The 14228-nt window shown below is 67.4% G+C and carries 17 protein-coding genes and 1 pseudogene; 10 read left to right on the top strand and 8 right to left on the bottom strand.

The window, feature by feature from the left end; all coding sequences use genetic code 11:
• Window positions 1–50: 50 nt before the first annotated feature.
• Entirely contained in the window at window positions 51–1028 is a 978-nt protein-coding gene (locus tag NFL01S_RS07120; RefSeq protein WP_062972727.1) for a hypothetical protein, read from the bottom strand.
• Between the two features lie 568 nt (window positions 1029–1596).
• Here NFL01S_RS07120 and NFL01S_RS07115 point away from each other — a divergent pair.
• The 5 genes from NFL01S_RS07115 (at window position 1597) to NFL01S_RS07095 (ending at window position 4953) form a co-directional block, all read left to right on the top strand.
• Window positions 1597–1965, top strand: a complete 369-nt coding sequence (locus tag NFL01S_RS07115; protein WP_062972725.1) for an ArsR/SmtB family transcription factor — start codon at window positions 1597–1599, stop codon at window positions 1963–1965.
• On the top strand, window positions 1962–3029 hold the full coding sequence (locus tag NFL01S_RS37450) for an SRPBCC domain-containing protein (RefSeq protein ID WP_062972723.1): 1068 nt from the start codon (window positions 1962–1964) through the stop codon (window positions 3027–3029). Before NFL01S_RS07115 ends, NFL01S_RS37450 begins: the two co-directional genes overlap by 4 nt.
• A gap of 76 nt (window positions 3030–3105) precedes the next feature.
• Window positions 3106–3519 carry a hypothetical protein gene (locus tag NFL01S_RS07105; RefSeq protein WP_062972721.1) on the top strand — a complete coding sequence of 138 codons (414 nt, stop codon included), beginning with the start codon at window positions 3106–3108 and terminating at the stop codon, window positions 3517–3519.
• The gene (locus tag NFL01S_RS07100) at window positions 3516–3713 is read left to right on the top strand and encodes a DUF6186 family protein (protein ID WP_062972719.1); all 198 of its coding nucleotides are present in this window, start codon (window positions 3516–3518) and stop codon (window positions 3711–3713) included. Before NFL01S_RS07105 ends, NFL01S_RS07100 begins: the two co-directional genes overlap by 4 nt.
• Before the next feature lie 145 nt (window positions 3714–3858).
• The gene (locus NFL01S_RS07095) at window positions 3859–4953 is read left to right on the top strand and encodes a CapA family protein (RefSeq protein ID WP_062972717.1); all 1095 of its coding nucleotides are present in this window, start codon (window positions 3859–3861) and stop codon (window positions 4951–4953) included.
• A 185-nt stretch (window positions 4954–5138) separates the two neighbouring features.
• Here NFL01S_RS07095 and NFL01S_RS07090 read toward each other — a convergent pair whose 3' ends face one another.
• Window positions 5139–6521, bottom strand: a complete 1383-nt coding sequence (locus tag NFL01S_RS07090; RefSeq protein ID WP_062972715.1) for an FAD-dependent oxidoreductase — start codon at window positions 6519–6521, stop codon at window positions 5139–5141.
• 353 nt (window positions 6522–6874) lie between these two features.
• Between NFL01S_RS07090 and NFL01S_RS07085 the strand changes: the two genes are divergently transcribed.
• The 3 genes from NFL01S_RS07085 to NFL01S_RS07075 are packed head-to-tail and all read left to right on the top strand — an operon-like array spanning window position 6875 to window position 8202.
• Window positions 6875–7621, top strand: a complete 747-nt coding sequence (locus tag NFL01S_RS07085; protein WP_062972713.1) for a DsbA family protein — start codon at window positions 6875–6877, stop codon at window positions 7619–7621.
• A 15-nt stretch (window positions 7622–7636) separates the two neighbouring features.
• Window positions 7637–7930, top strand: a complete 294-nt coding sequence (locus NFL01S_RS07080; RefSeq protein ID WP_307614850.1) for a type II toxin-antitoxin system Phd/YefM family antitoxin — start codon at window positions 7637–7639, stop codon at window positions 7928–7930.
• Entirely contained in the window at window positions 7930–8202 is a 273-nt protein-coding gene (locus tag NFL01S_RS07075) for a Txe/YoeB family addiction module toxin (protein ID WP_062972709.1), read from the top strand. The genes NFL01S_RS07080 and NFL01S_RS07075 overlap by 1 nt, the downstream gene beginning before the upstream one ends.
• Window positions 8203–8345: 143 nt before the next feature.
• Here NFL01S_RS07075 and NFL01S_RS07070 read toward each other — a convergent pair whose 3' ends face one another.
• Window positions 8346–9797 (bottom strand): DHA2 family efflux MFS transporter permease subunit, encoded by a 1452-nt coding sequence (locus tag NFL01S_RS07070; RefSeq protein ID WP_062972707.1) that lies wholly within the window; start codon window positions 9795–9797, stop codon window positions 8346–8348.
• Between the two features lie 8 nt (window positions 9798–9805).
• Window positions 9806–10396: an NADPH-dependent FMN reductase gene (locus NFL01S_RS07065; RefSeq protein ID WP_062972705.1), complete on the bottom strand. Its 591-nt coding sequence runs from the start codon at window positions 10394–10396 to the stop codon at window positions 9806–9808.
• 186 nt (window positions 10397–10582) lie between these two features.
• Between NFL01S_RS07065 and NFL01S_RS36770 the strand changes: the two are divergent.
• Window positions 10583–10714 (top strand): annotated as a pseudogene (locus NFL01S_RS36770) (ABC transporter); the annotation flags it as partial.
• A gap of 217 nt (window positions 10715–10931) precedes the next feature.
• Here the strand turns inward: NFL01S_RS36770 and NFL01S_RS07060 are convergent.
• Window positions 10932–11375 carry a MerR family transcriptional regulator gene (locus tag NFL01S_RS07060; RefSeq protein WP_062972703.1) on the bottom strand — a complete coding sequence of 148 codons (444 nt, stop codon included), beginning with the start codon at window positions 11373–11375 and terminating at the stop codon, window positions 10932–10934.
• A 60-nt stretch (window positions 11376–11435) separates the two neighbouring features.
• On the opposite strand from NFL01S_RS07060, the gene NFL01S_RS07055 reads away from it, so the two are divergent.
• Window positions 11436–12095 carry an SAM-dependent methyltransferase gene (locus tag NFL01S_RS07055; RefSeq protein ID WP_062972701.1) on the top strand — a complete coding sequence of 220 codons (660 nt, stop codon included), beginning with the start codon at window positions 11436–11438 and terminating at the stop codon, window positions 12093–12095.
• 31 nt (window positions 12096–12126) lie between these two features.
• Here NFL01S_RS07055 and NFL01S_RS07050 read toward each other — a convergent pair whose 3' ends face one another.
• The 3 genes from NFL01S_RS07050 to NFL01S_RS07040 form a co-directional block, all read right to left on the bottom strand.
• Window positions 12127–12414: a hypothetical protein gene (locus tag NFL01S_RS07050; RefSeq protein ID WP_051157105.1), complete on the bottom strand. Its 288-nt coding sequence runs from the start codon at window positions 12412–12414 to the stop codon at window positions 12127–12129.
• Window positions 12415–12492: 78 nt separating this feature from the next.
• Window positions 12493–13041, bottom strand: a complete 549-nt coding sequence (locus tag NFL01S_RS07045; RefSeq protein WP_062972699.1) for a hypothetical protein — start codon at window positions 13039–13041, stop codon at window positions 12493–12495.
• 234 nt (window positions 13042–13275) lie between these two features.
• Window positions 13276–14208 carry an aldose 1-epimerase family protein gene (locus tag NFL01S_RS07040; RefSeq protein ID WP_062972697.1) on the bottom strand — a complete coding sequence of 311 codons (933 nt, stop codon included), beginning with the start codon at window positions 14206–14208 and terminating at the stop codon, window positions 13276–13278.
• Window positions 14209–14228 lie beyond the last annotated feature (20 nt).

Here is a 14228-nt window from a genome sequence, read left to right as displayed (position 1 = left end):
ATGTCTTGGACGAAACCGACACCGTCTACCGGGCGACGACGCCGCCGTGTTCACCCGGGGATGAGCCGGCGGCCCGATCGGGGCGACCCACAGTTGCCGGCCGAACGCTTCGCGGAGGCGGCGGCTCCACTGCCGGGCTGCGGTGTGGCGGCGGGCCGGTTGGCGGGGCGAGGCCGGACGCGGCGGGCGGTAGGCCGGTCGCGGCGCACAGGGCCGTCGGTCCGACGGGGCAGTTCGGCACGGGCCAGGAGGCGTTTACCGACTCCGAGGTCGTCGTGATCGGGCCCGGCCGCACCGAGCAGTACGGGCTGGTACGGCAGGGCGATATCGAGCCGGTGTTCGAGGACCGTCACACTCTCGCGAACCGCGAGGCCGGCGTCCGCCGGTAGCTCGGCAGTGCCGGGGCGGGAAACTTCTGCCGGTACCACGGCAGCGCCGGCGCCCGCCCGTATCGAATTCCGCATGCTGAGGGCGAGCACTGCGGCGAGCACCGCGACCAGGCCACAGACGAGTGCCTGGTTCGTCAGCGCCGCGGTGGCCGCCGGTGCCGTATCGGCCCCGGATTCGCTACCGCCCCCGAAGAATTTGCCCAGGAAATCGCCGAGCGCGGTTTTCAGTTCGTCGTGGTGTTCGGTCATCGCGCGCAGCTCCGGCGCTTTGTCGTTGATATGCAGCAGCGCCGCCGGGACGAGTACGGCATTGGCCGCGCCGGCACCGACCATCATCGGCAGTCCGATTCCGAACATCCGGTAGGACCACGCAGCGACCACGGTGATCACCGCGGCTGCGGCAGCCAGGATGCCCCACAGTCCACTGATGGAAACAACGCTCTCGGTGAGGCGTTCACCGACGTTGCGGAGCGCGGGAACGGAGCCGTCGAGCCGGCCGAAAGCGTCCGCCTGCACGTCGCCGTATGGCCCCGAAGCGGTGAGCCAGGGCTGGAACAGCAGGACCAGAGTGAGCAGGCCGAGCGCAGAAATAGCCCAGAATTTCCAATCGGATGGAAATTGCGAACCCGGTCGTTCCATATTTCCGATCCTGGGTTGTGGTGAGTTTTCCGACGTATTTCTGGTCTCGACCCTGTGGTCCACCGTTTCGCCTTACCGCGCGAATGTCAGGGGTGCGGAACCGTATCCGGCCACATCCCCGATGAGCCCTTGCCGCCCATCGACTTTCAACAGTTTAGAACACCACACCCGCAGGTCAAGGGCCATTCGGGCGATAAAGAGAGCTGTGCCACAATACCTTTCGGTAACATAGCGTCACGCCGAGTCGACCATATGCCGGAACATTCTTGTGAAATAGCTTGAAATACGCGATGTTCGGGCGAAATCGCACACCGGGAGGCACCACCACCCTCGCGCGCCCGTTGTGACCGGTTCCACGAACGACAGTCTCTTCGTATTCTGTGAGCCGGCGCACCGCAGCCGGAAATCACCCGGCCGGCCACGGCGAGGCGATAGGTCCAGGGCGGAACTCGCAATCGACCTCGCGCATGCCCGCACCGGACGACGTCTTCGTTGTCAACCAAAGGGTTGACTAAACCTCATCTACCGTCCTAGGTTGTTAATCAACCAGGAAGTTGAGGACGGTCGTATGGACGAATCCGGGGAACGGCTCAACCGCGTGTTCGCGGCACTGGCGGATCCGACCCGGCGCGCACTGGTCGCCCGGCTGGCGGCGGCGGATGCAACGGTGAGCGAACTCGCCGAGCCCTACGAGATGAGCCTGCAGGCCATCTCCAAACATGTGAAAGTCCTCGAGGACGCCGGGCTGGTGACCCGTAGCAGAGACGCCCAGCGGCGGCCGGTGCACCTGGACGCCGAGATATTCGACCTGATGACCACATGGATCGAGCGCTATCGACGCACCGCGGAACAGCGCTACCAGCGCCTGGACGCGGTGCTGGCCCAGCTGGCCGACGACGAACAGCCGCAGGTATTCCCGCCGAAGGAGGCATCATGACCACAACCGGGTACGACACCAGGATCGTCGCGGACGAGAACGTTCCCACGATCGAAATCATCCGCGAGTTCGATGCAGAGCCCGCCCAAGTGTTCCGGGCACATATCGACCCTGCCCTCTACGCGCGGTGGGTCGGCCCGCATTCGCTGAGCACGAAGATCACCCGCTGGGACGCCCGTACGGGCGGCGCGTGGGCATTCGCCAACGAAAGCGACGGCGTGGAGATCGCCGCCTTCTACGGCAGTTTCCACGAGGTACGGCCGTCCGAACGAATCGTATGGACATTCACCTACACCGGCGAACCGGACGGCGTCGCGCTGGAGACGCTGACCTTCGAGCAGGTCGGCGAGCGACGCACCCGGTTGCGGACGTTGAGCGTAGTCGCCGATTTCGCCACCAGGGACGGCATGCTGGCCAGCGGTATGGACACCGGTGTGCGCGAGGGCTACGAAAAACTCGACCAATTGCTGGCACCGGAGTCCGGAACACCCGCGGTGGCGGGCCCTGCGACCCGGCATTTCGAGGACGCGGCCCGGTTCACCGCACTCGTCGAATCCGCCTCCGCCGGGGACTGGACACGTCCCAGCCCGGTCGCGGAGTGGACGGCGCTCGATATCGTGCGACATCTGATCGAATGGTCGCGCGGGTTCCTCGGCGGCGCCGGAATCGAGCTGCCAACCCTGGATATCGCAGGCGACCCGGTGGCGGCATGGAAACGGCACGTCGCCGATATCCAGGATATTCTCGACAATCCCGCCGGACGGGTACACAGCAACCCGCACACCGGGGAACAGCCGGTGGACCAGGCGATCGACACCTCCTACACAGCCGACGTCTGGATGCACACCTGGGATCTGGCCAAGGCGCTGGGCCGCGAACCCGATCTGGGCGAGCAGCGCTGCCGCATCGCGCTGGAGGGTATGGCACCGATGGATCGAATGTTGCGCGAGAGCGGGCAGTACGGACCGGCCGTACCGGTCGGCGAGAACGCCTCGGCACAGGACGAACTGATGGCTTTCATCGGGCGGGATCCGGCCTGGCAGCCGCCCGTCACCACATCCTGAACTGGAAGGCGCCGACGCGACCCCTTTACCCCACACAGCCCCTGGTCCCCGCGGCAGTGGCGGTACGCTCCCGGACATGGCAGCCGAATCGAGCCGGCCGGCCGATGAGGACTCGCTTCCACCGGCGATATGGGTGGGTGCCGCGCTCGTCGTCGCCACGCTCGGCGCCCTGACCCGCCCCTTCGAATGGGCAGCAACAGGTGTGGTCGTGATCGCTGCCGGCGTGGTACTCGTATACGCCGTCCGCCGACCGTCCGAGCCGATTTCGCCGGGGCCCCGCCTGCGCAACGGCCTGTTGCTGTGGACGCTTCTGCTGCTGGCGGTTTCGGGCTGGGAACTGTTCGCATTGTCACGGCAGGAGTCGTGGACCGTACCGGATCAGTCCCATCCCACCCTGTCCACACTGCTGGATCCGGCGCTCGAACAGGGCCCGGGACGTTGGGCCGGCTGGCTGATATGGCTGGCCGCCGGATGGCGGCTGCTGCGATGACCGACCGGGCTCTCGTTCTTCTCGGGTTCGCGGCACTCGCTGTGGCGTGTGTGCTGGCCGAGCTCACGGCACGCCGCACACAGCGCTGCACCGCCTTCGGGGAAACCCTCCGCTCGTTGTTGCGGTCCCGCGTGCTGCGAATTCTCACCATCCTGGTGTGGGCCTGGCTGGGCTGGCATTTCCTGGCCCGGTAAGCGAGCGCCGGATCCACGCGAATAGGCGCTGACCAGGCTCGATCAGGTCAGTGCCCAGTGGTAGCGTTTCTCGTATGGAGCTCGGTGCCCGACCGGCGGGCCGAGCCGGTACGGGTGAACCGATATCGCCGGATCCGGCGCCGCCATGACGGTCACGGTCCTGCTCGGTGGTGATGTCATGCTCGGCCGTGGCGTGGATCAGCTCTTGCCGCACCCGGGGCATCCGGGATTACACGAACCGTGTGTCCGGGACGCCCGGCGCTATGTCGAGCTGGCCGAGCAGGCCAATGGACCGATCCCCCGGCCCTACGGGTTCACCGGCCCCTGGGGGGCGGCGGACCGCCTCCTCGCGGAACTCGCGCCCGATGTGCGGCTGGTCAACCTGGAAACCGCCATCACCACCGACGGTAGTTTCGCGGCCGGCAAAGAGGTCCACTACCGCATGCACCCCGGCAATCTCGCGGCGCTCACCGCATTCCGGCCCGACGCCTGCGCATTGAGCAACAACCATTCCCTCGATTTCGGTATCCGCGGACTGGCCGACACCCGCGCGGCGCTGACCCGCGCCGGTATTCGCGCCGTCGGGGCGGGCGTAAACCTCGCTGCCGCGCAGCGACCGGTGGCGGTACCGGCTCCGGGAGGCCACCGAGTACTGATCGCGTCGGTATCGACCCTGTCCAGCGGCGTTCCCGCAGACTGGGCCGCGGGCCGCGACAGCCCGGGAATCTGGCTGATCGACCGCCCCTCCGTCCGGCACGCCGACGAGGTCGCGGCCCGCCTCGCACCGCTCACCCGCAACGGTGACCGCACCATCGTGTCGGTGCACTGGGGGCCCAACTGGGGCTATGGCACCGGCCTCGGCGAGCAGGAGTTCGCCCACCGGCTGATCGACGCGGGCATCGATATCGTGCACGGCCACTCCGCACACCATCCCCGCGCGATCGAAATCTATCGAGGCAAACCCATCCTGTACGGCTGCGGCGATATCGTCGACGACTACGAGGGGATCGGCGGTCACGAGTCCTACCGGCCGGAACTCCGGCTGCTCTATCTCATCGGCCTCGATCCCGGTGGTCCCGCCGAAGTGCGCATGCTGCCGCTACGCATCCGCCGTATGCGGCTCGAACGGGCCGGGCCCGCCGATACCCGATGGCTGAGAACCACGCTCGGCGAGATCAGCGCCCGGTTCGGCACACGAATCGGCACCGGACCCGACGGCTTACTGACGGCATCCCCGTAGAACGGCCCCTGCACCGCACCGGCACGCAGGGCGGTCGCGAGTTCTTCGGCCGGCTGCCGCCGGGGCAGGCAGGGGGCGGCCGGCGAACCGGTCCGCCGTCGTTGCGATCTCCGTCCAGGCATCTCACCTCCCGGTTCGTCTCGGCCGGTGTCACCGTCCGGACCGGGCGCGCGGTGCGAACACGCTCAACCCGCGTTGTGAATTGTGCTCGGCAGATCGTTCGGGTCGGTCAGAGACGGGTCCGGCTGCCGCCCGGTGGACGCCCATTCGGCGATGGTCTGCCGCACGGCCGGTTCTTGCAGCCCGGAGGGATCCATGTAATAAGCGGCCCGCCGCATAGCCTGAGCGACAGCGGGATCGGTGGTGGCAGCGGCCACGGCGAACGCTTCGCCCGCGGCGGCTTTCGGATCCGGCGGGGTGTAGTTCACGAATTCGGCGCCGGGGAAGAAGGAATCGGTGTCGGCGGCCATGGCGAACGCGTAGTCGGTCCAGGGCGCCAGTTCGGCCGTGAATTTCTCCGCGACCCCGGTGATCGAGCCGTCCGCGGAGGCGAGGACCTGCGCGAGCAGGGCGGCACCGATGGCAGCGATCGTCATCCCCTGGCCGTAGACCGGGTTGAATGCCGCTACCGCGTCACCGATGACGACGAATCCCTCGGGCCGCCGATCCAGCCGCTCCCACAGTCTGCGCTGATTACCCGGCATCCGGTAGGTGCCGGGTTCGACGATCAATTCGGCGGCGCGCACGGCCCGGCCGAGGAGCGGGCTCGGGGCCTCGTCGAGGTAGTCGAGCAGTTCCGTATGCCCGGCCGGCGGGTAGTTCTTCGACATCCCCATGGCCGCCACGACATGCTGACCGTTACCGCAGGGCAGAATGGCTCCGCCTTTGAGATGCCGGGGATTCGGAGTGGCGGCGATTCCGCGGAATCCATCCGGTAGCGCCCCCTCGGGGAAGCGGACCACCATCGTGGCGTAACCGGGGTACGACCGTACATGCTGTTCGGCCGGGGGTGTGTACCCCAGTTCGCCCAACCAGTTCGGCGCCTTGGATCCGCGGCCCGTCGCGTCGATCACGAGATCGGCATCCAGTTTCTCGCCGTCGACCCCGGTCACCGTCACTCCGGTGACGGCGGTACCGTCCGCACCGGCCAGCAGCCCGGTGGCGATACCGCGCACCGCGCGCACATTGGGCAGCGCCAGCACCCGCCGCCGCAGCACCCATTCGAAGGTCGGCCGGAGGAAACCGATGACCTCCATACCACCCGCGACCCGGGCCGCCCAGCCCAGCGGATACAGGACCGCGACATCGCGGTCGATCTCGTAGCGTTCACAGCCCTGTTCGAGAAGCTCGTCGCCGAACCCGGGGAGCAGCTCTTCGATCCGCGTCAACCCGGCCGGCATCAGCTGATGCACTTGGCTGCCCTGTGGCACACCGCGGCGCGTCGCGGTGTCATCGGAGAGCTGATCCCGTTCGACGATCGTGACGGTGTCGAAGCTCTTGCTCGAGGCGGCGGCCGAAAGCAAGCCGGCGACACTCGCGCCGAGTACCACGGCATGGGAAAGGGACATCCGAAGCCTCCGAAACAGATTCGAGATCACGCACACGGCCACTGGTCCGCCGGGACGACCCCGGGGACCTGCCGAGATCATGTTCGGGACCGTACCCGATCCACGCGGACGACGGTATGGAGTCGTGTACTTTCCCTACATAACCTTATTGGAGCGCAATGACATTGAGCGATCCGCGAGCGGGTATTCACGATCGCCGCCGATGCCGCTTCGCTGAGCAGCCGATACGGCGAAACAGCCTGGTTCGTCCGGTGATATTCGGTGTACCGCCGCCGAACCGCCGAGCGCCGCCGGGCCGCATCGCCGCGCACTAGTGTGTCGAGGAGAATGTCCGGCGAGCAGGGAGCGACGATTTGAGCACCTATCCGGGCGGGTGGCCGCCGCCGCAGAACCCGGGGCCGAACCGCCGGCTTCTCGTCGTGCTGCTTCCCCTTGTCGCTGTGCTGCTGGTCGGCGCCGCGGTCGGCGCCGGATTGCTGGCCCGCAACGCGATGGCGGAGACGATCCCCGGTACCGCGGCGGCGGTCGGTAGCGGCTCCGGCCCCGCGAACGTCCTGGCCGACGGCGCGGTCCGGATCGGCGAACCGGACGCCGAGGTGACCGTGCGGGTCGTCATGGATCTGCAGTGCCCGTTCTGCAAAGCCTTCGAGGACGCCAACGGCAAGGTGCTGGAGGACGCCGTGCGCGACGGCACCGCGGCGGTCGAGTACAGCGTCATCTCCTTCCTGGACCGCGCCAGCACTACCGAGTACTCGTCGCGAGCGGGTAACGCGTCGTTCTGTGTCGCGAACTCGGGGCTGGACAGTTACCAGGCCTGGCTGGCGGAAATGTTCGCCGAACAGCCGGCGGAAGGCGGCGCCGGCCTGCCCGACAGCGAGCTGATCGCTATCGCCGAATCCACCGGCTACCCGGATGGCGCGGTGGCGGAGTGCATCACCGACCGCCGGTACGACACCTATCTGCGCACCAAGACAGACGAGGTACTCGCCTCCGGCGTCAACGGCACCCCCACCGTCTACGTCGACGACGAGGAGGTCACCGACTCCGAGGCTCTCCTGGGCCAGGACGGCCTCGCCCCGGTCATAGCCGCCGCCCGCTGAGCGAATCGTCGTACAATAAGTTGTACGACTTCGAGAGGGTGTCGCAATAACCAAAGCGCTACCCATATCCACCGTTGGCCAGACCTCTTCGGGCTGGTACAGCAGGTCAACGACGACCACGACACCGTGACAGTCGTATCCAAGAGCGGCGAGAACGCCGCACTCATGGCCGAAAGCGATTACAACTCGCTGATGGAAACGCTGTATGTCCTGCGTACCCATGGCGGTATGCGATTGCTCCAATCCGCCGAGGATGCACGCGCCGGCCGCACGGAAGCCCATCCGCTCCTCGACCCGGACGACGAGTGATGCCCGGCGAACGGAAACTCACCTTCACAACTCGAGGCTGGAAGTCGTACACGAGCCGGCTCGCTACGGACCGGTCCGTGCTCCGAGGGGCGAACAAAATGATCGACGCCGCCCTGCGCGATCCGTTCGCGGGGATCGGCAAACCCGAACCACTACGGCATCGGCTCGCCGGGCACCGGTCGCGAAGGATCACCCAGGAGCACCGGCTGGTCTACTTCGTCACCGATACAGAAATCGTTGTGGTGCAGGTGGGCTCACATTACGAATGCTGAAACCCGAGGCGACCGGCAAGGCGGACGACCCGGTACGTGCAGCGAGACGGAAGCCGCCACGGGGCTGACGCGTCGGCGGCAGGATGCCCGATAGACCATGCACTGAGCCCCGGGAGTCACTCCCAGGGCTCAGCCGGCCGGCTTCACCGACGCGGCAGGAACAACGCGGGTATCACCGCGAGCGCCATCAGGACCGGCGCGATCAGGTAGACACCCCGGAACGCCTCCGCCAGGGCAGGTGCCAGTGCCGCGTACGCGGCGGGATCGAGCCCATGCAGCGCCTGCAGACCACCGGCGATCGGCAGCAGGGTGGAGAGCACCACCGCCACCACCGCGGTACCGATGGCCATGGCCGTGGTGTTGATCAGGTTCACGGTTGTGCTGCCGCCCGCCTGCTGTTCGGGTGTCAGAGCGCGGGTCGCGGTCGTGATGGCGGGCATCATCGTGCCGCCACCCCCGGCGCCCATCAGGAGCATGGCCGCGCAGAGGCCCCAGTAGGACGAATCGGTATCCAGTTGGGCACGGAAGAGCAGGAACCCCGCTATCCCGACCGCGATCGAGAGGGGGAGGTAGCGGCCCGGCGGGAACCGGTCGATGAGCCGGCCCGCGACCTGCATCGTGATTCCGGAGGCCAGCGCGAACGGGATACCGAGAGCTCCCGCCACCAGCGCCGATTCACCGCGCACCACCTGGAAATACAGGGGTTGCAGCAGCATCGCGCCGAAATAGCCCGCCGCGAACAAGCCGAGCAGCGTCGCGGCGGCGCCGACTTCCCGGCGGCGCAGGATCCGCAGGTCCAGCAGCGGCTCCGGGGCGGTGAACCCGCGGTGCACGAAGACCGCCACCAGGGCCCCGCCGGCTACCAACGGCACCACGACCTGAACGAACGGGAAACCGCCGTATTCGCCCGCGGTGGTGATCCCGTAGATCAGCAGGGCAAGGCCGGGCGACATCAGCGCGACCCCGATCGTATCGATCCGCCGCCGCGGTTGCGGCTCGTCGGCCGGGAAGACCCGCGGGGCGAGGAACAGCACCGCCGCGGCGACCGGGACGTTCACGTAGAACATCCAGCGCCAGGACATCTCGTCGATGAGATAGCCGCCGAGTACCGGGCCCGCGAGCGGCCCCACCAGGATGGCCAGTCCCATCGTGCTCATCGCGCGACCCAACCGCTCCGGACTCGCCGCGCGTAACAGCACGGTCATTCCCACCGGCATGAGCAGCCCACCGCCGAGGCCCTGCAGCACCCGGAAGGCGATCAGGGATTCGATGTTCCAGGCCATGCCGGCCAGCAGCGAACCGACCGCGAATATCGTGACGGCCACCAGGTACAGGTTTTTCGCCCCGAATCGACCCATCGCCCACGCGGCCACGGGGACCACTGCGGCGACTGCGAGCGCATATCCGGTCGACACCCATTGGATAGTCGCCAGCGGCGCGGTGAATTCGGCGGAGAGCCGGTTGATCGCCACGTTGACGATGGTCTGGTCGAGGGTGGCCATGATCGAGCCGGCCACCAGGACCAAGGCAACCGTCATCGGGTTACGGGCCGCCGGTTCCGGCCGGGCCGGGGCCGCCGACACACTGTCTCGCATCACGACCCTCACTGTCCGTAGGGCCGGGCGGCACGGGCCGCGCGTAGCGCCTGGCCCCACCAGACCAGCTGATCCAACAGGGTTTTCGCGGCCGTCTCGGCTTCCTCGGTGGCGATCGGGTCGGCCTGGGCGGCGCCGTCACGCCACGGATTGTGGAAGCTGACGGTATCGCGCACGGTGACCGCATGGAGTTCGGCGAAGACGCCGCGCAGATGTTCTACGGCCCGCAGGCCACCCGAGATCCCGCCGTAGCTGACGAACCCTACGGGTTTCGCCTGCCATTCCCGGCCGTGCGCGTCGATGAGGTTCTTCAGCGCTGCGGGGTAGCTGTGGTTGTACTCGGGTGTGACGATGACGAAAGCGTCCGCGTCGGCGAGCGCGGCCCGGGTTTCGGCGGCTCGGGGGGTGGGGGCGCCGAAGATATGTGGCAGGTCCAGTTCGCCCACGTCGACGATGCGGACGGTGAGGTCCGGTCGCGCGGTCGCCTGTGTGTGGAACCAGCCGGCCACGGTCGGCGCGAAACGTCCCTGCCTGCTGCTGCCGATCACGAGGGTCAGCCGCAGCGGTGCTGCGAGGGTGGTGGTCGATATCGTCGTCATCGGTTTCTCCCCTACTGCGTTCGGCGGCTCCGTCGGCCACCCGCAGACCACCTTGCTTCCTCAACTAATGTTGAGGTCAAGTTCCCGGGCCGAAATCTCCGGTGAACCACGGCCGGACACCCGTATCAGCGCAGATGTCAGCCCGCCGTCAGGCCGATATCAGCCCACGCGGCGACTGTGTGTTCCCTGAGTAGTTCAGCAATCGCGGTCTCGGGGCTGCGGAAGGCGTACGGGGACAAAACCGTCCTCGGCGGTATCGACCTGAATATCGGTGCCGGCACGATTTTCTCCCTGCTCGGCCCCGACGGCGCGGGCAAGGCACACCCGGCGGGGAGCCGGCGACCGACTTCACGCCCCCGAAGGGGCGCCAGGAAGTGTCCTGCGTCAGCTTCTCCGCACTCACCGGTCGGGTGCCGAGATGCCCCAGCGGTCACGACACCAGTGCGAGTCGGCCTTCGGCAATCGCGACTCAGCTCTCAGCCGTTCCGGGCACCGATGCTCGCACCGGCCGCAGCTCTTTTGCGCGCTGCCAGGTCTAAGGCTGAGCACGGTGCGCTGCGAGGCCGACCACGGCCGTGACGATCTCCTCCTGGAAACGGGGGCATTCGGTGAAGTCCTCGTGCCGGCAGGTCAGCACGTGGGTGATCAGCTGTTTCGACGTCTGGATGCGCTCGATCTGCTCGTCGAGAGCGCTCAGTTGGGACTGCAGGATCCGGCGGCGGCCGCGGCCGTCGCAGGCGTCGAGCAGGTCGCGGATCTGCGCCAGGCTCAGACCGATCTCCTTGCTGCGCAGGATCATCGCAACCCGGGCCAAATGTGCCCGGGTATAGCGCCGCCTGCCGCCGGCCCGGGTGGCGGGAGTGAGCAGGCCGACGGATTCCCAATGCCGCAGTACATGCGGCGCGAGGTCGAAATAACCGGCGATCTCACCGATCGAGTATGTCGCGTCGTGCACGCCGCTGGTCGGGCTTGACTTCATGTTCACATTAACTTGCACAGTGGGCTGTGTCGTCAAGATATCGCCACCGAGGAGTGACAGATGGAAATCCGGACACCGGCCGAAGTGTGGAACGAGCGCTATACCGAACCGTTCGCCTCCTACGGCACCGAACCCAACGACTATCTGCACGAAGTCGCGGAGCGGATCCCCGCCGGGCCCGTGCTGTGCTTGGCCGAAGGCGAGGGACGTAACGCCGTCTACCTGGCGGCCCGCGGCCATTCGGTCACCGCGGTGGACCTGTCCGAGGTGGGCTTGGCGAATGCGCGAAAACTGGCTGCCCGGCACGGGGTCACCGTCGATACCGTCGTCGCCGACCTCACCACCTACGACTTCGGCGATAGTCACTGGTCCGGAATCATCTCCATCTGGGCGCATATGCCGTCGGCGGCCCGCCCTGCGCTGCACGCGGCCTGCGCGCGAGCCCTCCGGCCGGGCGGTGTCTTCGTCCTCGAGGCTTATACCCCGCGCCACCTGCATCGACCCGGTGTCGGCGGGCCACCGGTAGTGGACGCACTGCCGACCCCCGCCGAACTGCGTCGCGATCTCGCCGGCCTACAACTGGAACACTGCCGGGAGGTGGATCGCGAGATCACCGAGGGGAAATACCATCATGGTCCGAGCACCACGGTCCAGGTGCTGGCATTCAAACCGCCGGCCGGCGCGGCAGGGCAGGATTCGCGCGACGACCGGCGGTATTGATCGATCGGCGCCCCTTCTCGGGGCGCGGGACTCAGCCCATCCAGCCCTGGGAGAGCATCACGTGCGCGGCCAGGTCTTCGATCGTCATCATTTCCGGATGGCTGTAGTACACCAGCTCGAAGCGGCGCCACCGCCACTGCACCGGGTCCATTCGCCCCTCGTGGCTGGTATCGCACAAGGCTTCCAGCCGGTCCAGGTCGAAGGGCTCCTTACCGCGGGCATGTGCGTCCGCTTTGACCGCGGCCAGCCGTTCCGGCCCGGACAGATCCGGGCGCCGCCATATTGCACCCGCGAACCGACGGGCGCCCTCGACATCCATTCCGTTCCCCTGCCTGCCCGCGGATTCATCCGAACCCGCTGCTGTCGAGGATAGAGCCGTCCGGTCCCGGACCGGCGTTCAGGAGGCAGGGCGATCGGACAAGGCAGGTAGGCATTTTCGCCCGGTGACCAAATCGCGGGCGAGGGCCTCGTAGGCGATGTATTCACGGACGAGCCGCCGGCGGTTCGGCCCTTCGGGCCCGTCGAGCACGAAGCGGTCGAAACTGATCGTATACAGATGTGCCATCCGGCCGAATACCGCGCCGAGCCCCTCGCGGTGTGGCATCGAGTCGGGGCGCGGCGGTCCGAGAATGCGGCGGGCCTCGAGATCTATCGACAGCATATGGCGCTGTACTTCATCGCAGGCACAGGCGAAAGGGTCGGTATCGGAGCCGGTTTCCACTGCCGCCGGCGGCTCCCCGGGGTGGCCCCAGGGCAGCACGATATCGTCCCAGACCGGTCGCGTCGCGGCCATCCTGCGATGCGCCACCACGAGGCCCGCCAGTGATTCGAGCATGGCGCAGCCGAATTCTGCGGCGGCGGACCGATCGAATTCGGCCGCACCGGTGAATACCGCCGAGATGATCCGGCTGCTCGGGAACGGCCCCAATTCATCGGCGTCGCTCACCCCTGTCCCCTTTCGTCCCCCGGCGATGCCACTGAAACGTCGGGCCCCCGGGCATGCTCCGCGGCCGGCTTCCCACTCCCCGGCTCCCCTGGCAGATTGCGGACTACAGACTAGCGAGTTCTGGGCGATCGATAGGGCTGTTCGACAGTTACCGACAATCGAATTACCGCTTGGGACAATGCTTTCCACAAACAACTGATTGCTCGTGGACCACCGTGGCCACGCCCCGGAATATCAGCCGGAATCCGTGCCGCCGGGGACGAACCGCACGATCCAGCGCCCCTCCCACGTCTCCCCCGGCTCCACGCAACGTAAGCCGTCACCGGAATTGAGCGCGTCCGGTGCCGCGGTCATGGGCTCCAGCGCGACCGCGAGCCCGGGCCCCGCCGGTCGCGGAAAATCTTTCGCCGTGAACACCTGGAGATAGCGCCAGTCGTCGTCGAGGACAAGCTCGACCCGCGCCCCGTCCGGCGCGGTGAGCCGGGCGGCGACCCCCGGAACCACTCCACCGAACGGGGTGTCCAGCGTCAGATCCGCCAGCGCGGCCCCGAGCCGCAGATCGTATGGCGTGCCTTCGACAGAATGCTCCGCGACGGGATTCATCCGCGCGTCGACCTCGTAATAGGTGGTCGCGGCGACCGCGAGTTCCAGTCGCTCCACCGCCACCGCGCCGACCCGGAAATACGGATGCGCACCCACCGCATACGGCGCCGGCCGGTCGGAATGATTGACGACCCCGTGAGTCACCGCCAGCCCGTCGGCGCGTAATTCGTAGCGCACCCAGGTATCCAGCAGAAAAGGCCAGCCGTGCTGAGGCGGTATCAGCGCGCCGAGGGTCACCGAATCCGGCGCCTGCGCCCGCACTTCGTAATCGGTGTTGCGCAGCAGGCCGTGGATGGCGTTCGACCGCGAGACCTCGGTGATATCGAGTTGCTGCGGCCGGCCGTCGAGCATCCAGACCGCATCGCGTACGCGATTGGGCCACGGCGCCAGCACGATGCCGGCGGCCATCGGCGGGGCGGTACCGGCGGGAAGTGGTTCGGTCACCGCGATACCGCCGACGGTGAGGCTGCGCAACACGGCGGCCACCGTCCCGATTTCGGCGCGCACCCCCGCCGCTGACAACACGATCGAACGGCCGGTCGCGGAGGGGCGTGATGCGGTCACGACATCAGCCTAGATTCCCG

The organism is Nocardia flavorosea NBRC 108225 (genome assembly GCF_001613385.1).
GTDB lineage: Bacteria > Actinomycetota > Actinomycetes > Mycobacteriales > Mycobacteriaceae > Nocardia > Nocardia flavorosea.
The sequence above is the reverse complement of the archived record's forward strand: the minus strand, read 5'-3'. Positions and strand labels throughout refer to the sequence as shown.